The 23,187-nt window shown below is 69.7% G+C and carries 19 protein-coding genes and 2 pseudogenes; 6 read left to right on the plus strand and 15 right to left on the minus strand.

Annotated elements, in window-relative coordinates; genetic code table 11:
- Positions 1–20 precede the first annotated feature (20 nt).
- The 13 genes and pseudogenes from HG543_RS04525 to HG543_RS04585 form a co-directional block, all read right to left on the minus strand.
- Positions 21–905, minus strand: coding sequence for a DNA-methyltransferase (locus tag HG543_RS04525; protein ID WP_169343407.1), 885 nt, complete (start codon positions 903–905; stop codon positions 21–23).
- Between the two features lie 303 nt (positions 906–1,208).
- A pseudogene (gene rpmE, locus HG543_RS04530) lies at positions 1,209–1,427 on the minus strand (50S ribosomal protein L31); the annotation flags it as partial.
- 110 nt (positions 1,428–1,537) lie between these two features.
- On the minus strand, positions 1,538–2,476 hold the full coding sequence (locus tag HG543_RS04535; RefSeq protein WP_169343446.1) for a metallophosphoesterase family protein: 939 nt from the start codon (positions 2,474–2,476) through the stop codon (positions 1,538–1,540).
- 72 nt (positions 2,477–2,548) lie between these two features.
- Positions 2,549–2,683 (minus strand): hypothetical protein, encoded by a 135-nt coding sequence (locus HG543_RS56165; RefSeq protein WP_255662841.1) that lies wholly within the window; start codon positions 2,681–2,683, stop codon positions 2,549–2,551.
- Positions 2,680–3,525, minus strand: a complete 846-nt coding sequence (locus HG543_RS04540; RefSeq protein WP_169343409.1) for a tetratricopeptide repeat protein — start codon at positions 3,523–3,525, stop codon at positions 2,680–2,682. The genes HG543_RS56165 and HG543_RS04540 overlap by 4 nt, the downstream gene beginning before the upstream one ends.
- A gap of 83 nt (positions 3,526–3,608) precedes the next feature.
- Entirely contained in the window at positions 3,609–5,300 is a 1,692-nt protein-coding gene (locus tag HG543_RS54965; RefSeq protein WP_343073272.1) for a CheR family methyltransferase, read from the minus strand.
- Between the two features lie 36 nt (positions 5,301–5,336).
- The gene (gene cheB / locus HG543_RS04555; RefSeq protein WP_169343410.1) at positions 5,337–6,395 is read right to left on the minus strand and encodes a chemotaxis-specific protein-glutamate methyltransferase CheB; all 1,059 of its coding nucleotides are present in this window, start codon (positions 6,393–6,395) and stop codon (positions 5,337–5,339) included.
- Between the two features lie 81 nt (positions 6,396–6,476).
- Entirely contained in the window at positions 6,477–9,191 is a 2,715-nt protein-coding gene (locus HG543_RS04560) for a response regulator (protein WP_169343411.1), read from the minus strand.
- Positions 9,188–11,011, minus strand: coding sequence for a methyl-accepting chemotaxis protein (locus HG543_RS04565; protein WP_169343412.1), 1,824 nt, complete (start codon positions 11,009–11,011; stop codon positions 9,188–9,190). Before HG543_RS04565 ends, HG543_RS04560 begins: the two co-directional genes overlap by 4 nt.
- Positions 11,012–11,018: 7 nt before the next feature.
- Entirely contained in the window at positions 11,019–12,809 is a 1,791-nt protein-coding gene (locus HG543_RS04570) for a methyl-accepting chemotaxis protein (protein ID WP_169343413.1), read from the minus strand.
- Entirely contained in the window at positions 12,806–13,174 is a 369-nt protein-coding gene (locus HG543_RS04575) for a protein CrdC (RefSeq protein ID WP_169343414.1), read from the minus strand. Before HG543_RS04575 ends, HG543_RS04570 begins: the two co-directional genes overlap by 4 nt.
- Before the next feature lie 3 nt (positions 13,175–13,177).
- Positions 13,178–13,612, minus strand: a complete 435-nt coding sequence (locus tag HG543_RS04580) for a chemotaxis protein CheW (protein ID WP_169343415.1) — start codon at positions 13,610–13,612, stop codon at positions 13,178–13,180.
- 22 nt (positions 13,613–13,634) lie between these two features.
- Positions 13,635–14,387, minus strand: coding sequence for an OmpA family protein (locus HG543_RS04585; protein ID WP_169343450.1), 753 nt, complete (start codon positions 14,385–14,387; stop codon positions 13,635–13,637).
- Between the two features lie 218 nt (positions 14,388–14,605).
- Here HG543_RS04585 and HG543_RS54970 point away from each other — a divergent pair, with 218 nt between their 5' ends.
- The gene (locus HG543_RS54970) at positions 14,606–16,120 is read left to right on the plus strand and encodes a sigma-54-dependent transcriptional regulator (RefSeq protein ID WP_169343416.1); all 1,515 of its coding nucleotides are present in this window, start codon (positions 14,606–14,608) and stop codon (positions 16,118–16,120) included.
- Positions 16,121–16,283: 163 nt separating this feature from the next.
- Here HG543_RS54970 and HG543_RS56970 read toward each other — a convergent pair.
- A pseudogene (locus HG543_RS56970) lies at positions 16,284–16,736 on the minus strand (tyrosine-type recombinase/integrase); the annotation flags it as partial.
- Positions 16,737–17,039: 303 nt separating this feature from the next.
- Between HG543_RS56970 and HG543_RS04595 the strand changes: the two are divergent.
- On the plus strand, positions 17,040–17,957 hold the full coding sequence (locus tag HG543_RS04595; protein ID WP_169343417.1) for a hypothetical protein: 918 nt from the start codon (positions 17,040–17,042) through the stop codon (positions 17,955–17,957).
- Here HG543_RS04595 and HG543_RS04600 read toward each other — a convergent pair.
- Complete coding sequence (locus HG543_RS04600; RefSeq protein WP_169343418.1) at positions 17,926–18,141, minus strand: hypothetical protein; 216 nt, start codon at positions 18,139–18,141, stop codon at positions 17,926–17,928. The genes HG543_RS04595 and HG543_RS04600 overlap by 32 nt on opposite strands.
- 470 nt (positions 18,142–18,611) lie before the next feature.
- Here HG543_RS04600 and HG543_RS04605 point away from each other — a divergent pair, with 470 nt between their 5' ends.
- The 4 genes from HG543_RS04605 (at position 18,612) to tnpB (ending at position 23,180) form a co-directional block, all read left to right on the plus strand.
- Positions 18,612–19,460, plus strand: a complete 849-nt coding sequence (locus HG543_RS04605) for a hypothetical protein (RefSeq protein WP_211193728.1) — start codon at positions 18,612–18,614, stop codon at positions 19,458–19,460.
- A 236-nt stretch (positions 19,461–19,696) separates the two neighbouring features.
- Entirely contained in the window at positions 19,697–21,880 is a 2,184-nt protein-coding gene (locus HG543_RS04610; RefSeq protein WP_169343419.1) for a pentapeptide repeat-containing protein, read from the plus strand.
- A 615-nt stretch (positions 21,881–22,495) separates the two neighbouring features.
- Entirely contained in the window at positions 22,496–22,822 is a 327-nt protein-coding gene (gene tnpA / locus HG543_RS04615) for an IS66 family insertion sequence element accessory protein TnpA (protein WP_169343420.1), read from the plus strand.
- A 13-nt stretch (positions 22,823–22,835) separates the two neighbouring features.
- A complete protein-coding gene (gene tnpB / locus HG543_RS04620) occupies positions 22,836–23,180 on the plus strand; it encodes an IS66 family insertion sequence element accessory protein TnpB (RefSeq protein WP_211193729.1) in 345 nt (114 codons plus the stop codon).
- Positions 23,181–23,187: the final 7 nt, after the last annotated feature.

Genomic DNA, 23,187 nt, shown 5'->3' on the forward strand with positions numbered 1-23,187 from the left:
GGCGCGGGGGGCCCGCGGGACTACCGGGACGACGACACGGCCTGCAGGCGCTTCTGGGACAGGGCGAGGTACTTCTCGTCCATGTCGATGCCCACGTAGCGGTGGCCCAGCTTGAGGGCCGCCACGCCGGTGGTGGCGCTGCCGTTGAAGGGGTCCAGCACGAGCGCGTCCGGGGGGCAGCTGGCCTCGAGGATGCGCTCCAGCAGGGCCACCGGCTTCTGCGTGGGGTGGCTGCCGAAGGCCTTCTCCTCGCCGCCGCGCGGGACGGTGAGCGTCCACAGCCGGCCCTCGCCGTCCGCGGTGAGCTCCGCGTCGCCGGAGGGCGGCAGCACCCACGCGTCACGCATCTGCTTGCCGCCGTTCTCCGCCTTCATGCGGGCGTAGTTGAACGTGTGCTGCAGCTTGCCGCCGGACTTCGGCGAGGCCCAGATGAGCAGCTCGGTGGAGTGCGTGAAGTAGCGGCACGCCAGGTTGGGGCTGGCGTTGGGCTTGAACCAGGTGACGGTGTTGAGCAGCTTGTACCCGAGCTTCTGCATGGCGAAGCCCACGTTGAAGATGACGTGCTGGGTGCCGCTCACCCACAGCGTGCCGGTGGGCTTCAGCAGCCGCTGGCACGCGGCCAGCCACGCGGTGGTGAACTTGTGGTCCTCCTCCACGCCGCGCGACTCGTCCCACTTGCCCTTCTGCACGGACACGCGCTTGCCACCCTTGCAGGTGGTGCCGCCGTTGGAGAGGAAGTACGGCGGGTCCGCGAAAATCATGTCGAACGTCTGGGGCTCGAACTGCTCCATCAGCTCCAGGCTGTCGCCGTGCAGCAGCGTGTAGTCCTCCCCTTTCGCGTAGACGCTCTCGCTGAGGGAGCGGCGGACAACCTTGAGGGCAGGGGCTGCAGCGTGCGCGGACATCTCGCCTCCGTCGGACACTCGTCGTGGACGCGGCGGAATGTGCAGGCACTTCACTGCTACGTCTAATTTCTGGTCTGTAGCACCCTGAAACTTGACGCGTGCTCCAGGCGCCAGAAGCGCCGCGAGCAGGGCGGGAGCGCCTCTCGTGGAGGCCCTCCGACACCCTGCTCGACGGGTTACTGCTTCAGGCTGTGAAGAGGGCCCTGAGGCGCTGAATCAGGCCTCGGCCTTCTTGCCCTTCTTGCCACCGGCCGGCTTCGCGGCGGGGGCAGCGGCGGCACCCTCGGCGCCCTCGGCGGCCGGAGCGGCCTCGGCCTTGGCCGGGTTGTTCGCGTACTTCTTGCGGAAGCGGTCGATACGGCCGGCCGTGTCCACGAGCTTGTACTTGCCCGTGAAGAAGGGGTGGCAGTTCGAGCAGATTTCCACCGAGAACGAGCCGCGGGTGGACTTCGTCTCCACGACGTTGCCGCACGCACAGGTGATGCGGGACGGCGGGTAGACCGGGTGAGCTTCGGGCTTCATGTCTCTCTCCAGTGTGCCTTGCCCCTACCCGCCCACGGGTAGGAGGTCCGGCGCTGAGGGTGGCCGGCGCTTATAACGGCGCGCCGGCCGGTTCACAAGACCAGCTCGGGTCAGTGGGCCGCCGAGCCAGGAGGCTCGATGCGTTCCACCAGCTTCTGGACGGCCGGGTCCCCCGGCACCTCCGCCCCGAGCTGCGTGTACGACAACAGATGCGTGCGCCCGGAAGACGTTGCGCCCCCCTCCAGGACCTTCTTCAAGGCCGCCTGCCGGGCCTCCAGGCTGGAGACCGCCTGCGTGTAGGACTGCTTGGAGGCGTCATCCGTGGCGGATGCGAGCTTCTCCCGGGCCTTGGCGAGGTTGGCCTCGACGATGCCCAGGTTCTGCCGGGTGCGCTCCCGCTCGGAGATGTCCACGAAGCGGCCGGGGCCGTCGAGGGTCAGCTCCAGGCGGGCGAGCTGGCGGCCCCGGTCTCCCGGCGGGACGACGGTGGCGAAGGCCTGGCGCTGGGCGATGCCCACGCCACGGCCCTCGTGCGACTGGACCACGAAGTCCACGTTCTCCGCCTGCGCGGCCACGCGGAGGGCCTCGTCGTAGGGCACCGCCGCCAGCACGACGACGACGTCCACCTTGTCCTGCTCGCGCAGGCGCCGGGCCTCGGCGGCCACCGCGGGCTGCACCGGCAGGCCCCGCATCATCGGCTGCGGCTTGCCCTTCACGGGCGGCCCCGCGGGCCGCGGCGCCTCGGTGGCGGGCGACACGCCCACCACGCCGACCTTCACGCCGCCCACGTCCGTCACCAGGGAGGCGGGGAAGTACGGCTTGCCCTCACCGTCCACGAGGTTGGCGGACAGGAGCTTCATCTTCGCCTTCTTCGTGCCCTTCTTGAGGAAGTCCACGCCGAGCACGAGGTCGCGCTCGCCCACGGCCATGGCCGCGGTGCCCTGCGCGTCCATCTGCGACAGCAGCAGCTCCGCGCGCGCCTTCGCGTCCGGGGCCTCGCCACTGTCGCGGCTCTTGAAGAGCGCATTGCCCGCATCCAACACGAGCACCGGCACGCCCTTCGCGCGCTCCTTCTCAATCGCTACTTTTCGTCTGGCCAGACCGCCAGACGGGTTGTGCCTTCAACCACAGGGGGCGATTTCGCCCCCATTGTCTCCGGTGAAGAGCAGCACGAGCTGCTTCGGCGCCGCGCCCGCCACCAGGGGCAGCAGGAGCAGCAGCGCGAGCGCGGCGAGCCGCGTCGGACGCAGGTTCATTTCTTCCCCTTCTTGGGCGCGGCCTTCGCCGCCTTGTCCAGCTCGGCGAGGCGCTCCTTCGCCGTCTTCGCCGCGGCGGACTTCGGGTAGCCCTTCACGAGCTCCTCCAGCGCCAGCCGCGACTCGTCCTTCATCTTCAGCTTCGCGAAGCACTCCGAGGAGCGCAGGTACGCGTCCGGCGCGGTGGACGCCTTCGGGTGCTCCTGCACCACCTTGCCGTACTCGAAGAGGGCCTCGCGGCAGCGGGACTCGCTGAAGTACGTCTCGCCGAGGCCGTAGTGGGCGTCACCCACGAGCGGGTCCTTGGCCCACTTCTTCAGGAACTCGGTGTACAGCTGGCGCGCCAGCAGCACGTCGCCGGCCTTGGCCTTCTCCTGGGCCAGGGCGAGGAACTCCTTCTTGTCGGTGGGGCGCTGGAGCTCCTCGGCCTTCTTCTTGGCCTCGGCCTCCTTCACCGCCTCCGCGCCCTGGAGGGCGACGAGCTTCTTGTCCTGCTCGCCGAGGGCCGTCTCCAGCTCGGTAATCTTGTGGAGGTAGGTCTCCACCTGGCCGCGGAGCTGGGCGAGGTCCTCGACGGACTTCTGGAGCTGGATGCCGATGTCGGCGTCCTTGCGGCGCGCGGCGGTGTCCAGGCCCTGGAGGGCCTTGGTGACCTCGGCGACCTTTTCGTCAATCTTGGGCAGCGTGGCGGCGAGCTGTTCGCGCGCCTCCTTCAGCTGCGATTGCATCTGGGCGGTTTCGGCGCCGAGCCGGTCGACCTTCGCCTCGAGGGCGCGACCACGGTCGGCGGGATAGAAGCAGCCAGGGAGTGCCAGCAGGGCGAGCAGGACGAGCCTTCGCATGGGGCCCGCATCTTACGGCCAAATCCCCCGGGCGTCCGGACTTCTCGCATGGGGGGTGCCAGGATGCCCGGCCGGCTGCTTCTTCAGCGGCTCCGGCCGGCCGCCTCCAGGCGCTCGACGGCGTGGGCGCAGGCGACCTGGAGCCGGACGGGGTTGAGGAAGAAGGGGACGGGGCGCGCGCGGCCGGCCTCCAGCACCTGGAGGGCGCGGCGGTACTCGGCGGCGGCTTCGGCGGGCCGGCCTCCCTGCTCCAGGAGGAGGCCCAGCAGGTAGCGCGCGGCGGCGTGGTCCGGGTCGAGCGCGAGGCAGCGGCGCAGGTCGCGCTCGGCCGTGTCGTCCGGCGTGCCCGACGAGGCCCCGTCCAGCACGCGCGCGAAGAGCAGGTCCGCCTCGGTGGCGGCGGTGGTGGGGGACGCCGGTGGCTCTCCGGCGGGCGTCCCCGGGCCAACGGCGGCGACACGGCCCGAGTCGCGCGCGGGTGCGGCCGGGGGTGTCCCCGTCCCGACGGTGGCGAAGCGGCCCGAGTCGCGCACGGCAGAGGACGGGGGCGCGGCGGTGGGGGTTCCTGCGCCAACAGTGGCAAAGCGGCCCGAGTCACGTACGAGTGGAGCCGGAGGCTCGGCGCCTGGCCCCCCTGCCCCCACGGTGGCGAAGCGCCCCGAGTCGCGCGCGGCGGAGGCCGGGGGCGGAGCGGACATTCCCGGGCCGATGGCGGAGACCCGGCCCGAATCGCGCGTGGGTGTCACTGGAGGAGACCCGGCGGTGGGCATCCCCACGCCGATGACAGCGAAGCGGCCCGAATCGCGCGCGGCGGTGACCGGAGACTCCGGAGTGGGCGTCCCCGTCCCAACGGGCGGCTCGGTGGGCCCCCCTGTCCCAACGACGGCGACGCGGCCCGAGTCCCGTGCGGGGACGACCGGAGCCGCCACGGCGAACCGGCCCGAGTCGCGCCTCCGACTCCCCTCCCCCGCCGCAGCGTCGCCCCACGGCCCGGCGTCCTCCGCCGTCCGGACGTAGAAGAACGCCTGCTCCCCCTTCAGCACCCGCAGCGTCGGAGGCACCCGGAGCAGCGGCTCGGAAGCGGACAGCACCAGCGTGCCCCCGGGCGCCAGGCTCGCGGCGAGCACCTCCACCGTCCGCTGGAATGCCTCCGGCGTGAAGTAGATGAGCACGTTGCGGCAGAAGATGACGTCGAACCCACCCCCGCCCGCGGGCGCGGGGTACGGCGTGTCCATCAGGTTGTGGAGCTGGAAGCTGGCCCGCGCCCGCAGCGCCGGCGCCAGCACGACGCGCGAGCCCGCCTCGACGAAGTAGCGCTCGCGCGTCGCGGGAGGCACGCGGCGCACCTGCTCCGGGGAGAACCCCAGCCCCCGCGCCCGCTTCAGCGCATGCTCGGAGATGTCCGTGCCCAACACCGTGCTGCCCGGGTCCGCCCCCAGCTCCGCGAGCATCACCAGCAGCGTGGCCACCTCCTCGCCCGTGGCGCAGCCCGCGCTCCACAGGCGCAGCGGCCGCCGCGCCCCATCCACCAGCGGCGCGAGCACCTGGCCGCGGAACGCCGCGAGCTGCACCTCGTCCCGGAAGAGGTCCGTCTTGTGGACCACCACCGCGTTGATGAGCTCCTCCAGCTCCCGGGCACCGGAGGGGGACTTGAGGTAGTTGAGGTACTGCTGCGGCGTCAGGCCCCGGCTGCGCGCGTCCAGCCGCTCATCCAGCCGGCGCACCTGGGGGCCGCTCAACGCCATGCCCGTACGGGCCGTGAGGAAGGCACGCACGCCCGACCATTGCGACCCGGCGGCCCCCACTCGAGGTCAGCGCCCCACGGCGAGGGGCTCACCGCGCGCCAGCCGAGACAGCGTGGCCGCGACGTCGTCCCCGTGGATGAGGTGGTCCACCGCCTTGCGCTCCACCGCCGAGCCCGGCATGCCGAAGACCACGCAGGACTCCTCGTTCTGCGCCAGCGCCAGACCTCCCGCCTGCTTGATGGCCAGCAGCCCGTCCGCGCCGTCCGCGCCCATGCCCGTCAGCACCAGCCCCACCGCGCGCCGGCCGTACGTGCGCGCCGCGCTCTCCAGCAGCACTGTGCCGGACGGCATGTGCCCGTCGCGCTCCACGCCCGGCTTGAGGCCCACCCGGCCCCGGAAGGGGATGACCAGGTGCTGCCCCGGCGGGGCGATGAGCACGTGCCCGGGCATCAGCGGCTCGCCGTCCTGCGCCAGCCGCACCTTCAGCTTGCTGGTGTTGGCCAGCCAGCCCGCCAGCGACTCGGCGAAGGCCGCGTTGATGTGCTGGACGATGACGATGGGCGCCGGGAAGTCCGCCGGCAGCTCCGAGAGCATCCGGTAGAGCACCTGCGGCCCGCCCGTGCTGGCCGCCACCGCCACCACGCCCATGGACACCGCCGGCAGCACCGAGGCGGCCACCCGCGGCGGGGTGATGTTCCCCTTCTGCGGCCGGCGCAGGTGGCGGATGACGCGCACCGAGGACAGCAGCTTGATTTCCCGGACCAGGTTCCACGCGTCCGGCCCGGCGTCGATGGCCGGCTTGATTTGAAGCGCGAGCGCCCCCAATTCCAGCGCGCGGTACGTCAGCTCCGGCGCCTGGGAGCGCGGGTCCGCCGTCAGCACCAGGATGGGCGTGGGGCACTCGGCCATGATGTGCTCGGTGGCCGTCAGCCCGTCCATGACGGGCATGTCCACGTCCATGGTGATGACGTGCGGACGCAGCTCCTTCGTCATCTCGATGGCCTGCTTGCCGTCCGCGCAGGAGCCCACGACATCGATGTCCGGGTCCTTGCTCAGCGCGTCGCAGATGAGCTGTCGGCAGATGAGTGAGTCATCGACCACCAGCACCGACACTTTCTTGCCCATGCCCTGTCCATACCCCGTACGCGAAGCGGGGAGTATAGCCAATGCAGCGGACTGTCCTCAGGAGGTTGCGATTGGTGCCCGTCAGCCCAACAGGCGCCCCACCACGTCCACCAGGTCCTGCCGCACCAGGTCTCCCTTGGTGATGTAGCCGTCCGCCCCCGCCGCCAACCCACGCCGCCGGTCCTCCTCGCCACCACGCGTGGTGAGGATGACGACGGGGAGGCGGGAGTGGACGGGGTGGCCCTTCAGGCGGCGGGTCAGCTCCAGGCCGTCCATCCCGGGCATCTCCAGGTCCGTGACGACCAGGTCCGCCGGGTGGGAGGCCAGGACGTCCAGGGCCTCGGCCCCGTCGCCGGCCATGATGGTGTCGTACCCCACCGCCTCCAGGAGGTTGGAGATGAGCTCCCGGGTGAGGGGGGAGTCGTCCACCACCAGGATGCGGCGGCGGCGGGAGGGGACCTCCGGGGCCGGCAGGCGCGGCAGCCGCAGGGGGGCGGTGCCCTGGGCGCTGGCGGTGAGGTAGGCGGCCGACAGCACCATGGCCAGGCGCCCATCCGCCAGGGAGGTGGCGCCGGTCAGGTGGGAGAAGCGTCCGAGCACCCCCTTCAGGGGGAGGATGGCCTGGACGCGCTCCTCCAGCACCCGGTCCACCACCAGCGCGGCGGCCCCGCCCTGGCTCCTCACCACCAGCACCAGCTCGCCCTCACGCACGGGGCGCTCCGGGGCCAGGCCCAGCAGCGAGGACAGCAGGGCGAGCGGGAGCACGCGGCCCTCCACCAGCAGCGAGGGGCGCCCTGCCACCTCGCACACGTCCGCGGTCTCCACCTTGAGGGCCCGGGAGACGTGGGTGGCGCTGAGGGCCAGCGTCTCCTCGCCCACCTGGATGAAGAGCAGCGGCGCCACGGTGAGGGAGACGGGCACCCGCAGCTCGAAGATGGTGCCCCAGCCGGGCGCGGACTCCACCCCCACGTCGCCGCCGAGGGCCTGGATGGAGGTACGCACCGCGTCCAATCCGACGCCCCGCCCCGACAGGTCGGTCACCACCTCGCGCGAGGTGAAGCCGGGCAGGAAGATGAGCTCGCGGGCCGCGGCGTCCGACAGGGCGTTGGCGGCGCTCTCGTCCAGGACGCCCCGGCGCACGGCCACCCTGCGGAGCTGGGCCGGGTCCAGCCCCATGCCGTCGTCCTCCACGCGGAGGATGATGCGGCTGCCCTCGCGCGCGGCGCGCAGCGTGAGGCAGCCCCGGGGGTTCTTGTCCGACGCCACCCGGTCCACCCGCGTCTCCAGGCCGTGGTCCAGCGCGTTGCGGACCAGATGCATGAGCGGCTCGCGCAGCGCCTCGACCACCGCCCGGTCCGCGCGGGTGTCCTCACCGTCGACGACCAGCTCCACCTCCTTGCCGAGCGCGCGGGACAAATCCCTCACCATGCGCGGGTAGGGCTCGAAGAGGACGGACAGCGGGAGCATGCGCAGCGTCTGCACCTCCTCCACCAGCATGCCCAGGTCGCGCAGCTCCGCGTTGGACAGGAGCTTCGACTCGCGGTGGAGGGCGGCGGCCAGCTCCTTGGCCGTGCCCAGCCTCGCGGCCAGCGCCGCTCCGGCGGGGCCCAGGTCCTCGGCCTCGCGCGCCAGCTGGCTCAGCTCCCGCGCCAGGGACAGGCGCCGCGCGTTGGCCAGCTCGCGCCGCCGCGCCACCTGGGTGAGGTTGGTGACGGCGCTGGTCAGCAGGTCCAGGCTGGCCACGCCGATGCGCACCGCCGTGTCCGAGCGCGCCTCGGCGCCACGTGCCGGCCCCGTGGTGCCTCCGGAACTCCGCGCCGTCGCGGTGCCCGGGGCCGGCATCCGGCTCATGGCCGCCGCCGCGGTGGCGGTGGCGGTCCGCGCCGAGCCCTCGGGGGGCTCGTCGTCGCCTCGAACCACCACGGTCCGGGGGCGGGCGCCGACACTGGAGGGGGACACACCGCGCGAGGACGCCGCGCCGGCGGCCCGCGCCGGCTCCTGGCCGGTCGCCCACGGCACCTCCGCGCCGGATGCGGGCTGGCCCCTCGCCCCGTGCTCACCCCGTACGGCGGCTCCCGATGACGCCGGACCGCGCACACCCGGCTCTCTGTGAGTCGCGGCCGCCGGGTCTCCGTGGGCCTGACCTCCAGCTCCACTGGGCGCGAAGCCTCCCGCGTCTCCATGAGCAGGGCCTCCCGCTCCACCCCGAGCGGAGCCTTCAAACCCACCACGCGTCGCGCCCCACGATTCGCCGCGCGCCGCACCCGCCAGCTCCCCACGAGCGGGGCTTCCCGATTCACCACGAGCCGCGCTCCCCGGCTCGACCCGGCTCGGCTCACCGCGCCCCGGGCCCGCCGGCTCCGCCTTGGGAGGCGTCACCGGAATGGGCTTGAGCACCGAGGCGGGGATGCGCTCATTCTCCGCGCGGATGCTCGCCTGGAGCGCCGCGACGAGCGTGCCCACGTCCGGCGGCGGGTCCGCCGAGGGGAGCGCCCCGGACAGCAGCAGCACCGCGTCGGCGGCCACGAGGAGCGCGTCGGCGGAGCCCTGGGTGAGCGTGTAGCGGTGGGGCTCGGTGGCGCGGACCAGCTCCTCCATCTCGTGGACGAGCGCGTTGATGTCGTCGAAGCCCATCATCCGGGCCTCGCCCTTGAGGCCGTGCAGCTCGCGCAGCACGCCCCGTCCAGCCTCCGGGTTGGCGCCTGCCTCCAGCTCCATGAGCGACCGGTTGATGCGCTCCAGCCGCACCGTCACCAGGTCCCGGAACTGCTTGATCAGGCGGTCGCTCGGGTTCAACTGCCCTCCTCCCGGAGCGGCTCCTGGCCAATCTGGAAGCGCTCCACCACGCCGCGCAAATCCCTCGCCAGCACCAGCAGGTCCGTGTTGGCGGTGCTCACCTGCTTGGTGGCGTTGAGGCTCTGCTGGGTGATGCGGAGGATGTCCGCCATGGTGTCCGCGAGCTGGTCCGTGCCCGTCTGCTGCTGCTGCGTGGCCAGAGAGATGCTGCGCACCGAGTCCGACGTCTGCCCGGCCAGGTCGACAATCTGCCGCAGCGACTCGGACACCTGCTGGGCCAGCGTGGTGCCCGTCTCCACCGCGCGCACGCCGCCCTCCGTCGCGGACACCGCCGCGGCCGAGGCCTCACGCACCTCCTCGATGAGCCCCTCGATTTCCTTGGTGGACTCCAGCACGTTCTCCGCCAGGCGCCGCATCTCCGCGGCCACCAGCGAGAAGCCCCGGCCCACCTCGCCCGCCTTCGTCCCCTCCAGCTCCGCGTTGAGCGCCAAGAGGTCCGACTTGTCGGCCACGCCGTTGATGAACTCGACGATTTTTCCAATCTGCTGCACGCGCTTGTTGAGGCGCACCACCGCCGAGGCGATGGCCCCGTTGTCCTGGCGCATGCGCGACATGGAGCCGAGGAAGTCCTCCGCGCTGCGCTGCCCCTGCTCCGCCGCGCCCAGCGTGCGGTGGGCAATCTCCGACACCGACGTCGCGTTCTCGGCGATCTGCCGCGCCGAGCGCGCCAGCTCCTCCGTGGTGGCGCTCGTCTCGTCCAGCGAGCTGGCCTGCTCCGTGGCCCCCGCCTCGTAGCGCCCGGAGGTGGAGAGAATCTCCTCCGTGGTGGCCGAAATCTGCGCCCCGGCGCGCTGGAGCTGGGACATGACGTCCGCCAGGTGCGCGCGCATGGTGGAGAAGGCGGCGGACACGTCCCAGATTTCGTCCTCGGCCGGCACCACGCGTGGGCTGGCCAGGTCGCCCTCGGCGATGCGGCGCGCCTCGCTGGACAGCTCGCGAAGGGGCCGGCCCAGCAGCGTGCCGCCCAGCCACGCGGTGGTCAGCGCCAGCCCGAAGACGAGCACCACCAGGAGGCCGCCCGAGGTGAGCGCCTCCATGCGCAGCGTGTCCGCCAGCAGCAGCTGGGTGCTGGAAGTGGACTCCGCCATCAGCTGGTCCAGCAGGCGCCTGCCCAGCGCGGAGGCGAGCCGCTGGGACAGCACCGCGGGCGTCACCACGCAGATGAAGGTGAAGGCCACCAGCCGCGCGCGAATCTCTCCCCGCCGGGGCATGGCCGCGATGAGCTGCGCGTGCGTCATGCCCAGCTCCGCCAGCCAGAGGACGATCCGCCGCGAGCGGAGGATGACGATGCAGTGGACGAGCAGCGAGGTGAGCGGCCCGAACATCAGCCCCAGTCCGGCGATGCGGAGCGCCACGCCGCCGTCCACCCTGCCCGAGCTCCACATGACGGCGCCCAGGGAGATGGTGGTGAGCAGCCACAGCCCCAACGAGCCGAGGAAGGCCTCGTCCGGTGCCCGCGTCACCTCCCCCACCGCCGCCGCCAGCTTCTCCGGCGTGGAGGGCGAATCCCCGCGCTCCAGCCCGCGCAGCGTGCGCACCCGCCCCAGCGAGCCCACCGCGCCCACCAGCATGGCCAGCACGGACAGCAGGCCGCCCGCCAGCGCGAAGAACTCCAGCCGCTCGCCCTCGAGCTCTTCGGCCAGGGTGAGCGACGCGAAGTACAGGCTGAGCATCGCGCCCACCGCGTTCGCCAGGGGCACGGGGACCATCAGATGCCGGCTGAAGGAGGCCCGCCGGGGGCCCTTGATGGAATCTCTCATGGCCCCCTCACGCCTCCTCGGTGGCACCCACGTGGAAGCGCTCCACCACCCGCTTCAAATCACGCGCCAGCGCGGCCAGGTCCGCGTTGGCCGCGGCCATCTGCTTGGTGGCCGCCGAGTTCTGCTCGGTGACGCGGAGGATGTCGCCCATGGCGGCGGCGAGCTGGTCCGTGCCCGTCTGCTGCTGCTGCGTGGCCAGCGAGATGCTGCGCACCGCGTGGGACGTCTGCCGCGCCAGCTCCAGGATGAGGCTCAGGCTCTCGTCCACCTGCGCCGCCAGCACCGTGCCCGCCTCCGTCGTCTTCAGCCCCGCCTCGGTGGCCATCACCGCCGCGTGCGTCGCGTCGCGAATCTCCTCGATGAGCTGTTCAATCGCCTTGGTGGAGCGGATGACGTTCTCCGCCAGGCGCCGCATCTCCGCGGCCACCAGCGAGAAGCCCCGGCCCACCTCGCCCGCCTTCGTGCCTTCCAGCTCCGCGTTGAGCGCCAGCAGGTCCGACTTGTCGGCAATCTCGTTGATGAACTCCACCACCTTGCCAATCTGCTGCACGCGCTTGTTGAGGCGCACCACGGCATCGGCGATGGCCTGGTTGTCATGCTTCATGCGCTGCATGGCGCCCAGGAAGGCGGCGGCGCCGCGCTGGCCCGTCTGCGCGGCGGTGAAGGTCGTCTCGGCGATGGCGGACACGGACTCGGCGTTGCCGGCAATCTGCTGCGCCGAGCGCGCCAGCTCCTCCGTGGTGGCGCTCGTCACGTTGAGCGAGCCGGCCTGCTCGTCCGCGCCGGACTCCTGCTCGCCAGAGGTGGCCACGAGCTGCTCGGTGGTGGTGGATATCTGCAGGCCGGCGCGGCGCAGTTGGAGGAGCGCCTGCCCGAGCTGCGCCTGCATCTGCGCGAAGGCGGCCGAGGTGGCCCACACCTCGTCCTCCGCGGCGATGACGCGCGGCGGGCGCAGGTCTCCCTGGGCGATGCGCGTGGCGTCCTCCGTTATCGAGCGCAGCGGCTCGGCGATGACGGTGCCGCCCAGGTAGGCGGTGAGCATCACCAGCAGGGTGACGAGCCCCGCCACCCCCATGCCCCGGCCGTCATGGGCCGCCTCGAAGGCGGCTTCCCGGACCTCGCGGTCGGACGACGCCACCACCTGGTCCACGGCCCGGAGCGTGCGGGAGACGGACGCGTCCAGGATGAAGATGGACGGGCACAGCACGGCGATGGCGATGAAGAGCACCATGCGCCGGCGGATGTGCATGCGCCGGGGCGGCGCCGCGGCCACCACCTCCAGCGGGGACAGCCCCTGCGCGGCAATCACCTCCACCGCCCGGCGCCCGCGGCGCGCCACCAGCAGGTAGACGAGCAGCGCGCTCAGCGGCCCCAGCGAGGCGCCCATCAACACGATGCGCAGCCCCAGCGTCCACGACGTGCCCGCCAGCGGCACGAAGACCAGGGCCATCAGCAGCGAGCCGCCCAGCCAGTTCTGGAGGATGAAGGCGAAGCAGCGCTCGGGAAAGGCGCGGGCCTCCAGGAGCGCGGTGCGCAGGTACTCCGGCGTGGGCCGCAGCCGTCCCTCGCCCAGCGCCGCCAGCGTGCGCAGCACCCGCCGGGCATTCAGGTGGAGCAGCCACAGCGAGCCCGTCAATGACGCGGACACGAGCGCCAGGAGCAGGCCCCAGGCCCCTTGCGGCACGGCGGTCGTCAGCCACCCGTGCAAGAGCGCCAGCACGATGCCCGCGCCACTGCCCAGCAACGCGGGCAGCGACATCCACCGCGCCAGCCCCGAGAGTCCCTCCGGCGCCTTCATGCCGCCTCCCCGACGAGCCCTCGCAGGAAGCGCTCGAAGTCCACCAGCCCCATCAGCGGCCAGAGCTTTCCCTGCACCAGGACGAAGCCCTGGAGGCTGCCGCCCGAGGCGCGCACCGCCACAGCCGGCGCGGGCAGCACCGGGTGGGCCTCCGCCTCGATTTCGAGCGTGTCCACGCCCACCGCGCCTCCGGCGGCGGACACCAGCACGCGCGCGGCGCCGTCCGGTGAATGGAAGGCGCGCCGGGCCGAGGGCGCCGCCCACCCTTCCGGCGAGGTGATGGAGGCCACCTCGTGCGCGTGGAACGCGAGGCGATGGGGCCCCGCGTGGCACAGGAGCATGCCCCGGACGCTGAGGGGGACCATGGCTCAGGCCCCCTGGCTGAGGTGGTCGAAGAGGCCTTCGGGGTCGATGACGGCCACGTCCCGGGGGCCGCTCTTGGCGGGGCCGCGCAGGTGGACGTGGACGCCGGTGGGGCCCAGGGGCTCCAGCGTGCCCGTCACCGGGGAGACGCCGGCCACCGTGCTGGCCGTGAGGGCGAGGGTGCCGCGCGGCAGGCGAACCAGCACCGCCCGCCGCGAGGACTGACTGGCCCCGCCCACCAGCAGGCCCATGTCCACCACCGGGATGACCTCTCCACGGTGGGCGAACACGCCGAGCAGGTGGGCCGGGGCACCGGGCACCCGCGTGAGCTCGGGGAAGGTGACGACCTCCGCCGCGCTCTCCGCGGGTACCGCGTACCAGCTGCTGCCGCAGGCGAAGACGAGATAGGACTGACGCGCTTCAGGCTCGTGGACGGCCATGAGGCGCGCAGCCTACCTCAGACTAGCGCTCGAACTCGACGCGGCGGTTCTCGGACCAGGCATCTTCCGAGGAAGCGTTGCTGGCGGGGCGGGTCTCACCATAACCCACCGTGTTGAGCTGCTTCGCCGGGACGCCCAGGTCCGTCAGGTAGCGCTTCACGGACGCGGCGCGGCGGTTGGAGAGCTGGAGGTTGTACTCCTCGGTCCCCCGCTCGTCGGCGTGGCCGGCGAGCGTGAGGCGGCCCTGCTGGCCGGTCTTCATGCAGTTGGCCAGGTCGGACAGGCGCTGCTGGGCCTCGGAGGACAGGGAGGACTCGTTGAAGCCGAAGCGGATGGGGCTCCAGTCGCAGCGGTCCGCGGCGGCCGTCACGCACTTGCCGGCCTGGCACTCCTGGCCCTCACCGCAGTCGGTGTTGGCGGAGCAGGTGTCCGTGGGGGCCTGGCAACGGCCGGCCTGGCACTTGCCGCCACCGGGGCACGCCGTGTCGTCCTTGCACTGGGCCTCGGCGCACTTGCCGGCCTCACAGATGCGGCCATCGCCACAGGCCGCGTCCGTGGTGCACTCGGGCGGCTTGGGGGCGCACTTGTTGTTCTGGCAGGTGAAGCCCTCCTTGCAGTTCGCGTCGGTCGCGCACTCCTGGCACGTCCCCTGGACGCAGACCTCGCCCCGCTCGGTGCAGGTCGAGTCGTCCTTGCAGTTGGGGTACGAAGGGGGGCAGCCGGTCAGCACGGCCATGGCGAGGGAGAGCCCCGCCCAAAGGGTAATCCGACGCATCATTCCTCCCGAATTCATGAAAAACGAAAGCACGCCCGCTCGTTCGGGCACGTGCGTCGCGTCTAGTCGCAGTCCCGAAACGAGTCAAAGCATTTGTCCCGTCTCAGACACCCCGGGCGCGCCCCGAAACCCTTGAATCTCCAAATATTTTCCGTGAAATTGTGTCACTGACCCACGCGGTGGCCGCGAGCCGTGGCCCGCCGTCGGGAGCGCCCTCCATGCCCGCCTCCGTCCTCATCGTCGACGACGAGAAGAACATCCTCCTCACCCTGAGCCAGTCGCTGCAGCTGGCGGGGTATCAGACGCACCTGGCCAGCAGCGGGCAGGTGGCGCTGGACGTGGTGAGCGCACGGCCGGTGGACGCGGTGTTGATGGACGTGAAGATGCCGGACATGGACGGGCTGACGGCGCTGGCGCGGCTGACGGAGCTGAAGCCGGAGCTGCCGGTCATCATGATGTCGGGGCACGGCACCATCGACACGGCGGTGAAGGCGACGCAGCTGGGGGCGCGGGACTTCCTGGAGAAGCCCATCGCCCGCGAGCGGATGCTGGTGGCGCTGCGCAACGTGCTCAAGCACCAGGCGGCCATGGAGGAGCTGCAGGAGCTGCGGGCGCAGCTCGGGCGCTACGACATGGTGGGCAGCGGGCCGGCCATGCAGCGCATCTTCTCGTTGATTCAGCGCACGGCGCCCTCGGAGGGGCGGGTGCTGATCACCGGTGAGAACGGCACGGGGAAGGAGCTGATTGCCCGGGCGCTGCATCAGAATTCACGGCGCAAGGGCCAGCCGTTCGTGAAGCTCAACTGCGCGGCGGTGCCGCACGAGCTCATCGAGAGCGAGCTGTTCGGACACGAGAAGGGCGCCTTCACGGGCGCGGTGAGCGTGCGCCGGGGCAAGTTCGAGCTGGCGCACGAGGGCACGCTGTTCCTCGACGAGATTGGCGACATGCCTCCGGCGATGCAGGCGAAGCTGTTGCGCGTGCTGCAGGAGGGTGAGCTGGAGCGCGTGGGCGGGGCGGAGACGCTCAAGGTGGACGTGCGCGTCATCGCGGCGACGAACAAGAACCTGGAGAAGGAGATCGCCGCCGGGCGGTTCCGCGAGGACCTGTATTACCGCATCAACGTCGTCCAGATTCACTCGCCGCCGCTGCGCGAGCGGCGGGAGGACCTGCCGGACCTCATCAACACGTTCCTCGGCGAGGCCTGCGCGAAGAATGGACGCCGGCCGCTGACGCTGTCACCCGAGGCGCTCGCGGTGATGAGCGCGTATGACTATCCGGGCAACGTGCGTGAGTTGCGCAACCTGGTGGAGCGGCTGGCGATTCTGTGTGAAGGGCCGGTGATCAGCCGGACGGATGCGCTGGAATTGCTGCCCCGGGGACGGGCGGTGGTGGTGCCTCCGGTGGTGGAGAACGGCACGGCGGCCGTGGCGGCTCCGCCCTCCCCCATGCCTTCCGAGGCCGAACTCATGGTGGCGGCCAGCACTCCCGCTCCGGCGCTCGCGACGCCGGCTCCGACGGCGGCTCCGGCACCGGCTCCGACGGGCTTCCGCCCCCGGGTGGACCGGACCTTCCGTGAGCAGGTGGAGGACGCGGAGCGGGAAATCATCCTCCACGTGCTCGCGCACACGCACGACAACGTGACGGAAGCGGCGCGGATCCTCGACCTGGAGCGTGGGCACTTCTACAAGAAGATGAAGGCCCTGGGCCTGCGGCGCGGGCAGTCGGAGTCGTAACCCCCTGCATTTCCTGCTCCTTTCTGGTGCTACGTTGGCGGGCAGCCGTGATGGCTGGTGCCCGTGTGTCTGCGGTGTGCTCGGCCGCTGCGACGTCCACTAGACGAGTCGCGGCAACGCGGTTCGCTTGGTGCTCCACGTCCCGGCCCACGTAGTACGTGGCGGTGACTGCCGAGGTGGAGTGGCCTGCGAGCTGCTGGGCGGTGGCGATGTCGCCGCCTGTATCCCGAATCAGGTGGGTGATGAACGTCTTCCGGAGGGTATGGAACGTGGTGCCCTTGGGGAGTTCCACGCCAGCGCGCTTTGCGATTTTCCGAATCAAGCGAGACACGTGCCACGCCTCATCCCGCATGCCGCCCTTTCGAGGCGCGGGGAACACCAGCTCCGACGTCGCCGCCTTGCGGGCCCGCTCAATCTCCGGCAGCAGAACCGGGTGCAGCGGCACCTTCCTCTCCTTGCTGCCCTTCGTGGTGCTACGGCTCCAGCTGCGCCGGTAGTGCACGGTACCAGTGGGACCATCATCCAGCCGGAAGTCATCCCACAGCAGTCCACCGAACTCGCCTCGGCGGCCCCCGGTGAGCGCGGCAAGATCCACTGCCGCACCTCGTGGCGGCACATCTAGGGGACATGGAGCGCATTCTCCGCATAGCCCTCAAGAATCCGTGAGCCGTGATTCACGCCGCTCTTGTGCGACCGAGGCGGCACCCCGTGCCCGCACGGGCGGGGCCTCGTCGTGGTGGTGGGCGGGCCCAAGTGCAATGCGGCTCAGGGCCGATCAACCCCGCCCTTCATTCACTACACCCGCCGGGCATGGGGCTCGGCGGGGCAGTTCTCACGGCGCGACGTTGGCGCCACCCACGGGCCCGGCTCGGGGCGTCCCCCCACCGGGGCCGGGCCCGCGTCTTTCTGGAGGTGCACCATGTCGATGTGTCCGCAGGGCCCGGCGCTGCCGGAAGAGGCTGTGACGTGCAAGCACAAGTCGGGAGCGCGGTTCGGCTGCCCCGCGTGTGTGCGCCGCGTCCGCGCTGGCTACCCGGAGTTCCCTCTGCAGGTGACGCGGGACAGGAAGGCGAAGCCGGGCCCCGTCAGCGTGCCCTGGCCGGTGGCGGAGCGCGCGTGGGCGACGTACTCGCAGCTCTACGGGCGAGAGCGGAGCGTCGAGCGCCTCGCGGAGCGCGGTGGTTTCGACTGGGCGGAGATGGACAGCCTGCTTCCTGGCTGGCGCGAGGCCACCGACGCGTGGAAGCGGCTGGAGTTCGAGGCTGCCGTGCTCCGTGAGCAGAATGGCACCCTCGGTGCCCAGCTCTCAGAGGCGCGCGGGCGGGTGGTCACGCTGGAGTCCCGGCTGGAGCAGGTGGGCACCGCCGTGCAGCTCGGTGCCGACTACGACGCGGTGACGCGCGAGGCGGCGCGGGAGCAGGCGCGAGACTTGGCCCGAGAACTCGACGCCGCGCTGGCCAGCGTCGAGGCGCTCCAGTCCAAGGTGGCGGAGCTGGAAGCTGCGCTGGAGCTGGCGCTCGCAGTGGGGCGCCCGGCTCCGTCCCCCTTGAACGTTTGGTGCGGCCTGGAAGGAGACGAAGGTGAGGCGACGCCGCGAGCGCGCATCGCCCCGACCCGTTCACCCGAGGTGCCCACGTTGGCCCGTCCCGAGGAGCGCCCCTCCCGTGGCGGAACACGTTACGCGCGCGGTGGCATGCGGGGCGAAAGACGCTGCAATGGCCGCTGCCTGCTCGGAACGAACCGGTGTCGGGCCGTTCGACGCGGCAGTCCCCCGTTACCGCAGAAGGGTCTTGACGTGGCCCTTGCTACTTCTCCCGGTTGGCGAGACCCGCGATGAGGGCGACCGTCCCGAGGACCGCAGCGACCTTCCCGGACTTCGACTCGGTCACCCAATGCCAGAGCGCAGGCAGCAGTCCGCGCTTCGGGTCTGTGACGTCCCGATGGGCGATGAAGATGCCGTTCGCCTGCTGGTGCAGGTGGATGCGGCTACCGTCATTGAGCGACAGGACCCAGTCATCCACTTGGCCGTCTGGTTCCGCCATTGGTGGACGCTCGAAACCAGCGTGTTGCGGATGCGGCAGCCATGGTGGCGCAGTCACCCGCTGCCCGGCGGCGAGCCGGAGCCAGTGCGACCTCACCCAATCCAGCCATGCAGCTTGCGGCCCAGCCCACTGCATTACGTACATACCCGCACCTCGCGTAAGGGCCACCCCAAGACTTGAGGTGTGGCCATGTCCACTCTACGTAAAGCAGCGCGAGTCACGTGCAAGGCGCCACTTCGTCTTTTCGGACGAGTCGGCCTGAACGACGCCTGGAAATCCCAGGGAGGGATGACGCCATGAGCCGTCCCGCATTGTGGCTGCTGCCTGTGGCGCTGTGGGCGCCGATCGCATTCCTGCCCCTTTGAGCCTGGGCGACAGTTCGCGGCGCCGCCGATCGAGCGCGCCGAGTCCGCCCTGTCCTGTCGCGTCCTTCTAGAGGGCTTCCAGCCATGAACAACGAACGGCTCGGCGGCCCCTACCGCTACACGCGCCAGGGCCGGGGAGTCTTCCACCTGCCCCTGGCCCGACCCTGGACGTGGACACTCACCCACCACGGCGCGGAGGCGCTCTTCATCACGGACGGAGGCGTGGATGAGGGCGAGGCCCGCATCATTCACCCGCCGGACGCCCTCCTGGGCTGCTGGCTCGCGCTGTACGCGACGCGCGAGTACGACACCGCCGCCGTGGAGTGGATGCGCCGGGCATACGGCCTGGAGGCGCCCGGCGGCGACGTCCTCCCCGCTGACTGCTACGTCGCCGTGGGCCGGCTGGCCGAGGTGGCCACCGTCAGCAACGACATGGCCCGCGCGACGGCCCCGGAGTCCTGGTGGTGGCCGCCCGGCGCCTCCTGCCGCCGCACGGTAGCGTGGTGGCTGGAGGAGGTGACGGTGTTTGAGCCACTGCACGCCCCGCCCAGCCGGCGCCTCGCCCTGGTGGACGGGGAGCTGCTGCCCGAGCTGCGCGAGCGCGTGCGCCTCGCCCGGGACGGCCTCTGGCGGCCCGAGGTGTACCCGGTGCCCGCCGCGCTCCCTCTCCCTGTCCTGGCCTGCGAGGAGCCGTCCGTGCCTGCCCCTCCGCACCACCCGGCACCCGTGGTGGACGACAGGCCCGTGCCGCCCATGCTCCACGTCGAGCAGCTCGGCCTCTTCGGCACTTCGGCTCCCGTGGAGCCCCCTGCAGCGCCGCCCACACCGCCCCAAGTGCAGCGCGTCGAGGCTGCGCCCCTCCCGAATGCCCCGGGAGAGGCCTTGCACAGCGCGGCGGAGCGCCTCCGTGCCTTGCTCTTGGATCGCGTGTAGCGCACGCTCTCCAAGTCGCAAGATGCATGACTCCGGCAGGCAGATAGCGCGCGGAGGCCGTGCACGGCCTCCCCATTGCAACGTTCCGCCTGGATTCCACTAATATTCGGCACAGTCTATTTAAATGTTCTCGCAAGAAGCCCGGCTTGACTGGCACGGCATCTATAGCGGGCGCCTTTTTCCCAGTTGCTGCCCCGCAAGCAGCATCACCAAGCGCCCTAAGGAAGGCATCATAAATGACCGAACAGAGCGACATGAAGTCGGGCGTTTCGGTGGAATCTCAACGTACACACCAGCCAATGTGGCACACCTGGACTCGCCTCCTGGGCATTGCCGGAACGCTGCTGCTTGGAATTGGGATGGGAGTAGCTTGGGAGCGCCTGACTATCCACTCGCTAATTCCATTGATTCTCAACGCAACACTGCCCTATCTGGCGGGAATCAGCACCACCCTGTTCGTTGCCGCAATTGTCTTCTTCATACTGCGGCAGATTGTCCGCTCCAGTATCACGGGAGGCAGGATCTCGGAAATCAAGGAGATCGCTGGGCAAGAATTGGAACGAGCTGCTTCGGTGTGGCTTTACGGCGTGCGGGAGGTGACCTGGGAGTCTGGCCGAGCAGAGCGCCTCAAGAAACTGCGTGACGCCGCATTCTCGGCAATGAAGCTCCTCATGGCGACCTGGGGTCTCAGAAGCTCCATATGGCTAATAACGGTGCTGCTTGGTGGAACTGTCGCTTTTGCAAGTCTCATTGTCTCATACATGCAAATCGAGCGCCTCGATATGCAGAATCGACTACTTGAGACGCAAAACCGCATTGCCCTCCAGGACCAAGCGGCTCAAACAATGCAAGCACAGGCGGACTCGGCACACAGCCAGATTGCAGAAATACTTCTCAATCCAGACTCAACGGAGGAGTCCCAGACTTTTGCCCTCAGAAGCATCCCGCATGCAATACAGATGAGTGTCCATCGGGCCAAGAACAACGCTGATGGTCCTGCGGGTATAGCAAGAGACTTCCCAAATCTTGAGCGAGTGCGCGGAGTGCTCCGAGCCTTCATGCGTCAAGACAGAATGCGCAGCGCACTCAGGCGAGCAGGCCTATCAAACTATGGCCAGAAGAACGAATCTATCCCGTGGAGTGTTCTCCTGCAGGAGGCCCGACCACAGGGAGAGGTAAGCACTGCGCTGCTTGAGGTCCTCCATCAACTTGGGCCCGCCTCAATGGATAATCTCGGCGCATGCCTTTGGAACGTGCGCGTCGACAGCGAGACCGAAGACCTTCCCCCGGCTCGTCCGCCTCCTGCCGTAGTGGCCAGGAAGAGAGAGTATGACTTGAGACACATCGAAAGGTCTGAACTCAGGGGGCTGCAGGCGCCATTCTTGTTTTTCGATGCAAACGGAAAGGAGTCGAACCTGAGCGGAGACATTCTCTTTCCTCCCGATGTCGATCTTGCCGGCGCCAATTTCGACGGAGCCCGCCTTGACCATGTCAATCTAAATGGAGCGCGCCTCGATTTCGCAAGCTTCCGTGGATCGTACTTGTTTGCCGCCCAATTCAATGACGCATCAATGGAAGGAACAGACCTTCGTGGGGCAGACCTGACTCATGCACGCTTCCACGGAGTGCAGGCGATAGACGCGCGGTTCCAAGGCGCTGAAATTGAGAATGGTGAGTTTTTCGGCGCAACCCTCCGAGGGGCTCGTTTCGAGGGAGCCGATTTGCATTCATGCAAGTTCAATGGCGCGGATCTCCACTCGGCCCGAATGAATGGCTCGACCATCACAGAGGCGCAATTCATCCGCGCGAATATGTATAATGCCGATTTGACAAACTCAGAGGCAGGTGCGAGCGACTTTAGCGGCGCCAACATGTCCGAAGTAGCAACTGTCAACGCCCAAATGGGCCGATCCCTCTTTTATAGCACTGACTTCTTCGGTGCCAACCTTGGCGGTGCCGACTTCAGTCTAGGGCAATTCCAGGTTGCATCCCTAGCCCACAGATGCACTACCTTCAATAGAAAGTGGCACGGCCCGGTAGAATACTGCGTCATCGCTCAATCGGACGATCCTGATAGAAGAGAATTGCTCTCCCAGGGACAGCCTGCAAATTTTGGCGAAGCGAACACTGGTGGATTTAGGCGGGCGACATTGGGACGAGTGCACATCTGGCAGGTCTCGAATGAAAGTGCTGCGTTGCGCTGGCTTCAAGAAAATTGGCATCTTCCAGAAAGGCGCGCACGCAAAATGGGATGGAGTGAGACTCCTCCCGAAGCCTCCCTCGACGGATTCGCACGAGATGTCGTTCCAGCACTTAAAATGACGATAACAGCAGACACAAATTTCACAGGCGCAAACCTAACCGGAGTTAAACTGCACCCTGCTCTTCGCAATGCTGTCCGTCTTGGACACGCACCATAGCTCTCCCCGCTTGAGTGGACTGCTCTGAACGGCTGGTGTCCAGAACTGCGGTTCGCACGTTACCTCCCTCGTACAATTAGGTCCCGAAGTAACTGGAACTACCCGCGTTTCGGGTCGCTGAAAGCGCCAGCGCCACAGCCCGGCACCCGCAAGGTGAGGTGGCTGCACGTCACCCGGGTGCCCAACCGACACCGGGGTGCCCACCGCATATCTCCGATGGGTGTCGAAGTCGCCGGTGAGCACGGTTCCGCATACACAGGAAGGCCAAGTACGAGCTGGGCGCCGGGGTTGATGGTCGCCAAGAAGCGCGGGAATCTGGTCATGGTCAAGATAGGGGCCTGACTTCAAGCCAGTGCTCTCCGAGCGCTGGCTGGTGGCCCTATGTCGCCGCGTGGTCCCCGAGTCATTGGGGCGCCGCTAGGCGCCGAGCGGCGCGAGCTTGCCCTTGACTTGGCGGAGCACGCGGTCGCCGGAGCCCTGGAAAACCGGTCGAACTGATGACCAGGAGTCTGCGCTTTGTGACCGCCAACAGCCCGGTTCATTGATGGTATCCGTCCGACGGACGGTGTCTGCGGGGCATTGCCTGGCTGAGCGGGGCGGGTCATCCCTGGGCGGATGCTGAAGAGAGTCGAGAAGCCGGAGTGGCTGCGGGTCGCTGAGGAGTTCGAGGCCAGCGGGCTGACGCAGCGAGAGTTCGCCGGGCGCCGGGGACTGCGCCTGAGCACGTTGCAGTCGTGGGTCTACCGGCGTAGACGCCAGGGGAGCGCGGGGGCCGAGCCGCCCGTGCGCTTGCTGCCGGCGCAGGTGAGCAGCGCGCTCGCGGCGAGCGCTCCCGGCAGCGTGGAGGTGGTCGTCGGCGGCGTGCGGGTGCCCGTCTCTCCGGACGCGGACGTGGACTACGTGGCCCGGCTGGTGGCGGCACTGGGGCGCAGCGCGTGCTGACGCTGCCGCCGCGGTGCGAATCCTGCTGGCCACCGGGCCGGTGGACATGCGCAAGTCCATTGATGGGCTCATGGCCCTGGTGCGCACCGCGTGGGGCGAGGACGTCTACTCGGGCCACCTCTTCGTCTTCGTCAGCCGCCGAGGCGACCGGGTGAAAATCCTCCCCTTCAGCCGGGGCGGCTTCGTCCTCTACTACAATCGCCTGGAGACAGGCCGCTTCCGGCTGCCACCCGTGGAGGCCGACGCGCAGTCGGTGCCGCTGGATGCCACGCAATTGGCGATGCTGCTGGACGGCATCGACGTGGCTGGGGTGAAGCGCCAGCCCGCCTGGACGCCCCCTGGGCGTACAGGTAGCTGAATACATC

It is taken from the genome of Pyxidicoccus fallax (assembly GCF_012933655.1).
Lineage (GTDB): Bacteria > Myxococcota > Myxococcia > Myxococcales > Myxococcaceae > Myxococcus > Myxococcus fallax.

Coding starts and splice junctions, on each gene's coding strand:
- HG543_RS04525 (WP_169343407.1), bottom strand. CDS start 905: ATGTCCGCGCACGCTGCAGCCCCTGCCCTCAAGGTTGTCCGCCGCTCC.
- HG543_RS56165 (WP_255662841.1), bottom strand. CDS start 2,683: ATGAACCTGCGTCCGACGCGGCTCGCCGCGCTCGCGCTGCTGCTCCTG.
- HG543_RS04540 (WP_169343409.1), bottom strand. CDS start 3,525: ATGCGAAGGCTCGTCCTGCTCGCCCTGCTGGCACTCCCTGGCTGCTTC.
- cheB (WP_169343410.1), bottom strand. CDS start 6,395: ATGGGCAAGAAAGTGTCGGTGCTGGTGGTCGATGACTCACTCATCTGC.
- HG543_RS04565 (WP_169343412.1), bottom strand. CDS start 11,011: ATGAGAGATTCCATCAAGGGCCCCCGGCGGGCCTCCTTCAGCCGGCAT.
- HG543_RS04570 (WP_169343413.1), bottom strand. CDS start 12,809: ATGAAGGCGCCGGAGGGACTCTCGGGGCTGGCGCGGTGGATGTCGCTG.
- HG543_RS04575 (WP_169343414.1), bottom strand. CDS start 13,174: ATGGTCCCCCTCAGCGTCCGGGGCATGCTCCTGTGCCACGCGGGGCCC.
- HG543_RS04580 (WP_169343415.1), bottom strand. CDS start 13,612: ATGGCCGTCCACGAGCCTGAAGCGCGTCAGTCCTATCTCGTCTTCGCC.
- HG543_RS04585 (WP_169343450.1), bottom strand. CDS start 14,387: ATGCGTCGGATTACCCTTTGGGCGGGGCTCTCCCTCGCCATGGCCGTG.
- HG543_RS54970 (WP_169343416.1), top strand. CDS start 14,606: ATGCCCGCCTCCGTCCTCATCGTCGACGACGAGAAGAACATCCTCCTC.
- HG543_RS04595 (WP_169343417.1), top strand. CDS start 17,040: ATGTCGATGTGTCCGCAGGGCCCGGCGCTGCCGGAAGAGGCTGTGACG.
- HG543_RS04605 (WP_211193728.1), top strand. CDS start 18,612: ATGAACAACGAACGGCTCGGCGGCCCCTACCGCTACACGCGCCAGGGC.
- HG543_RS04610 (WP_169343419.1), top strand. CDS start 19,697: ATGACCGAACAGAGCGACATGAAGTCGGGCGTTTCGGTGGAATCTCAA.
- tnpA (WP_169343420.1), top strand. CDS start 22,496: ATGCTGAAGAGAGTCGAGAAGCCGGAGTGGCTGCGGGTCGCTGAGGAG.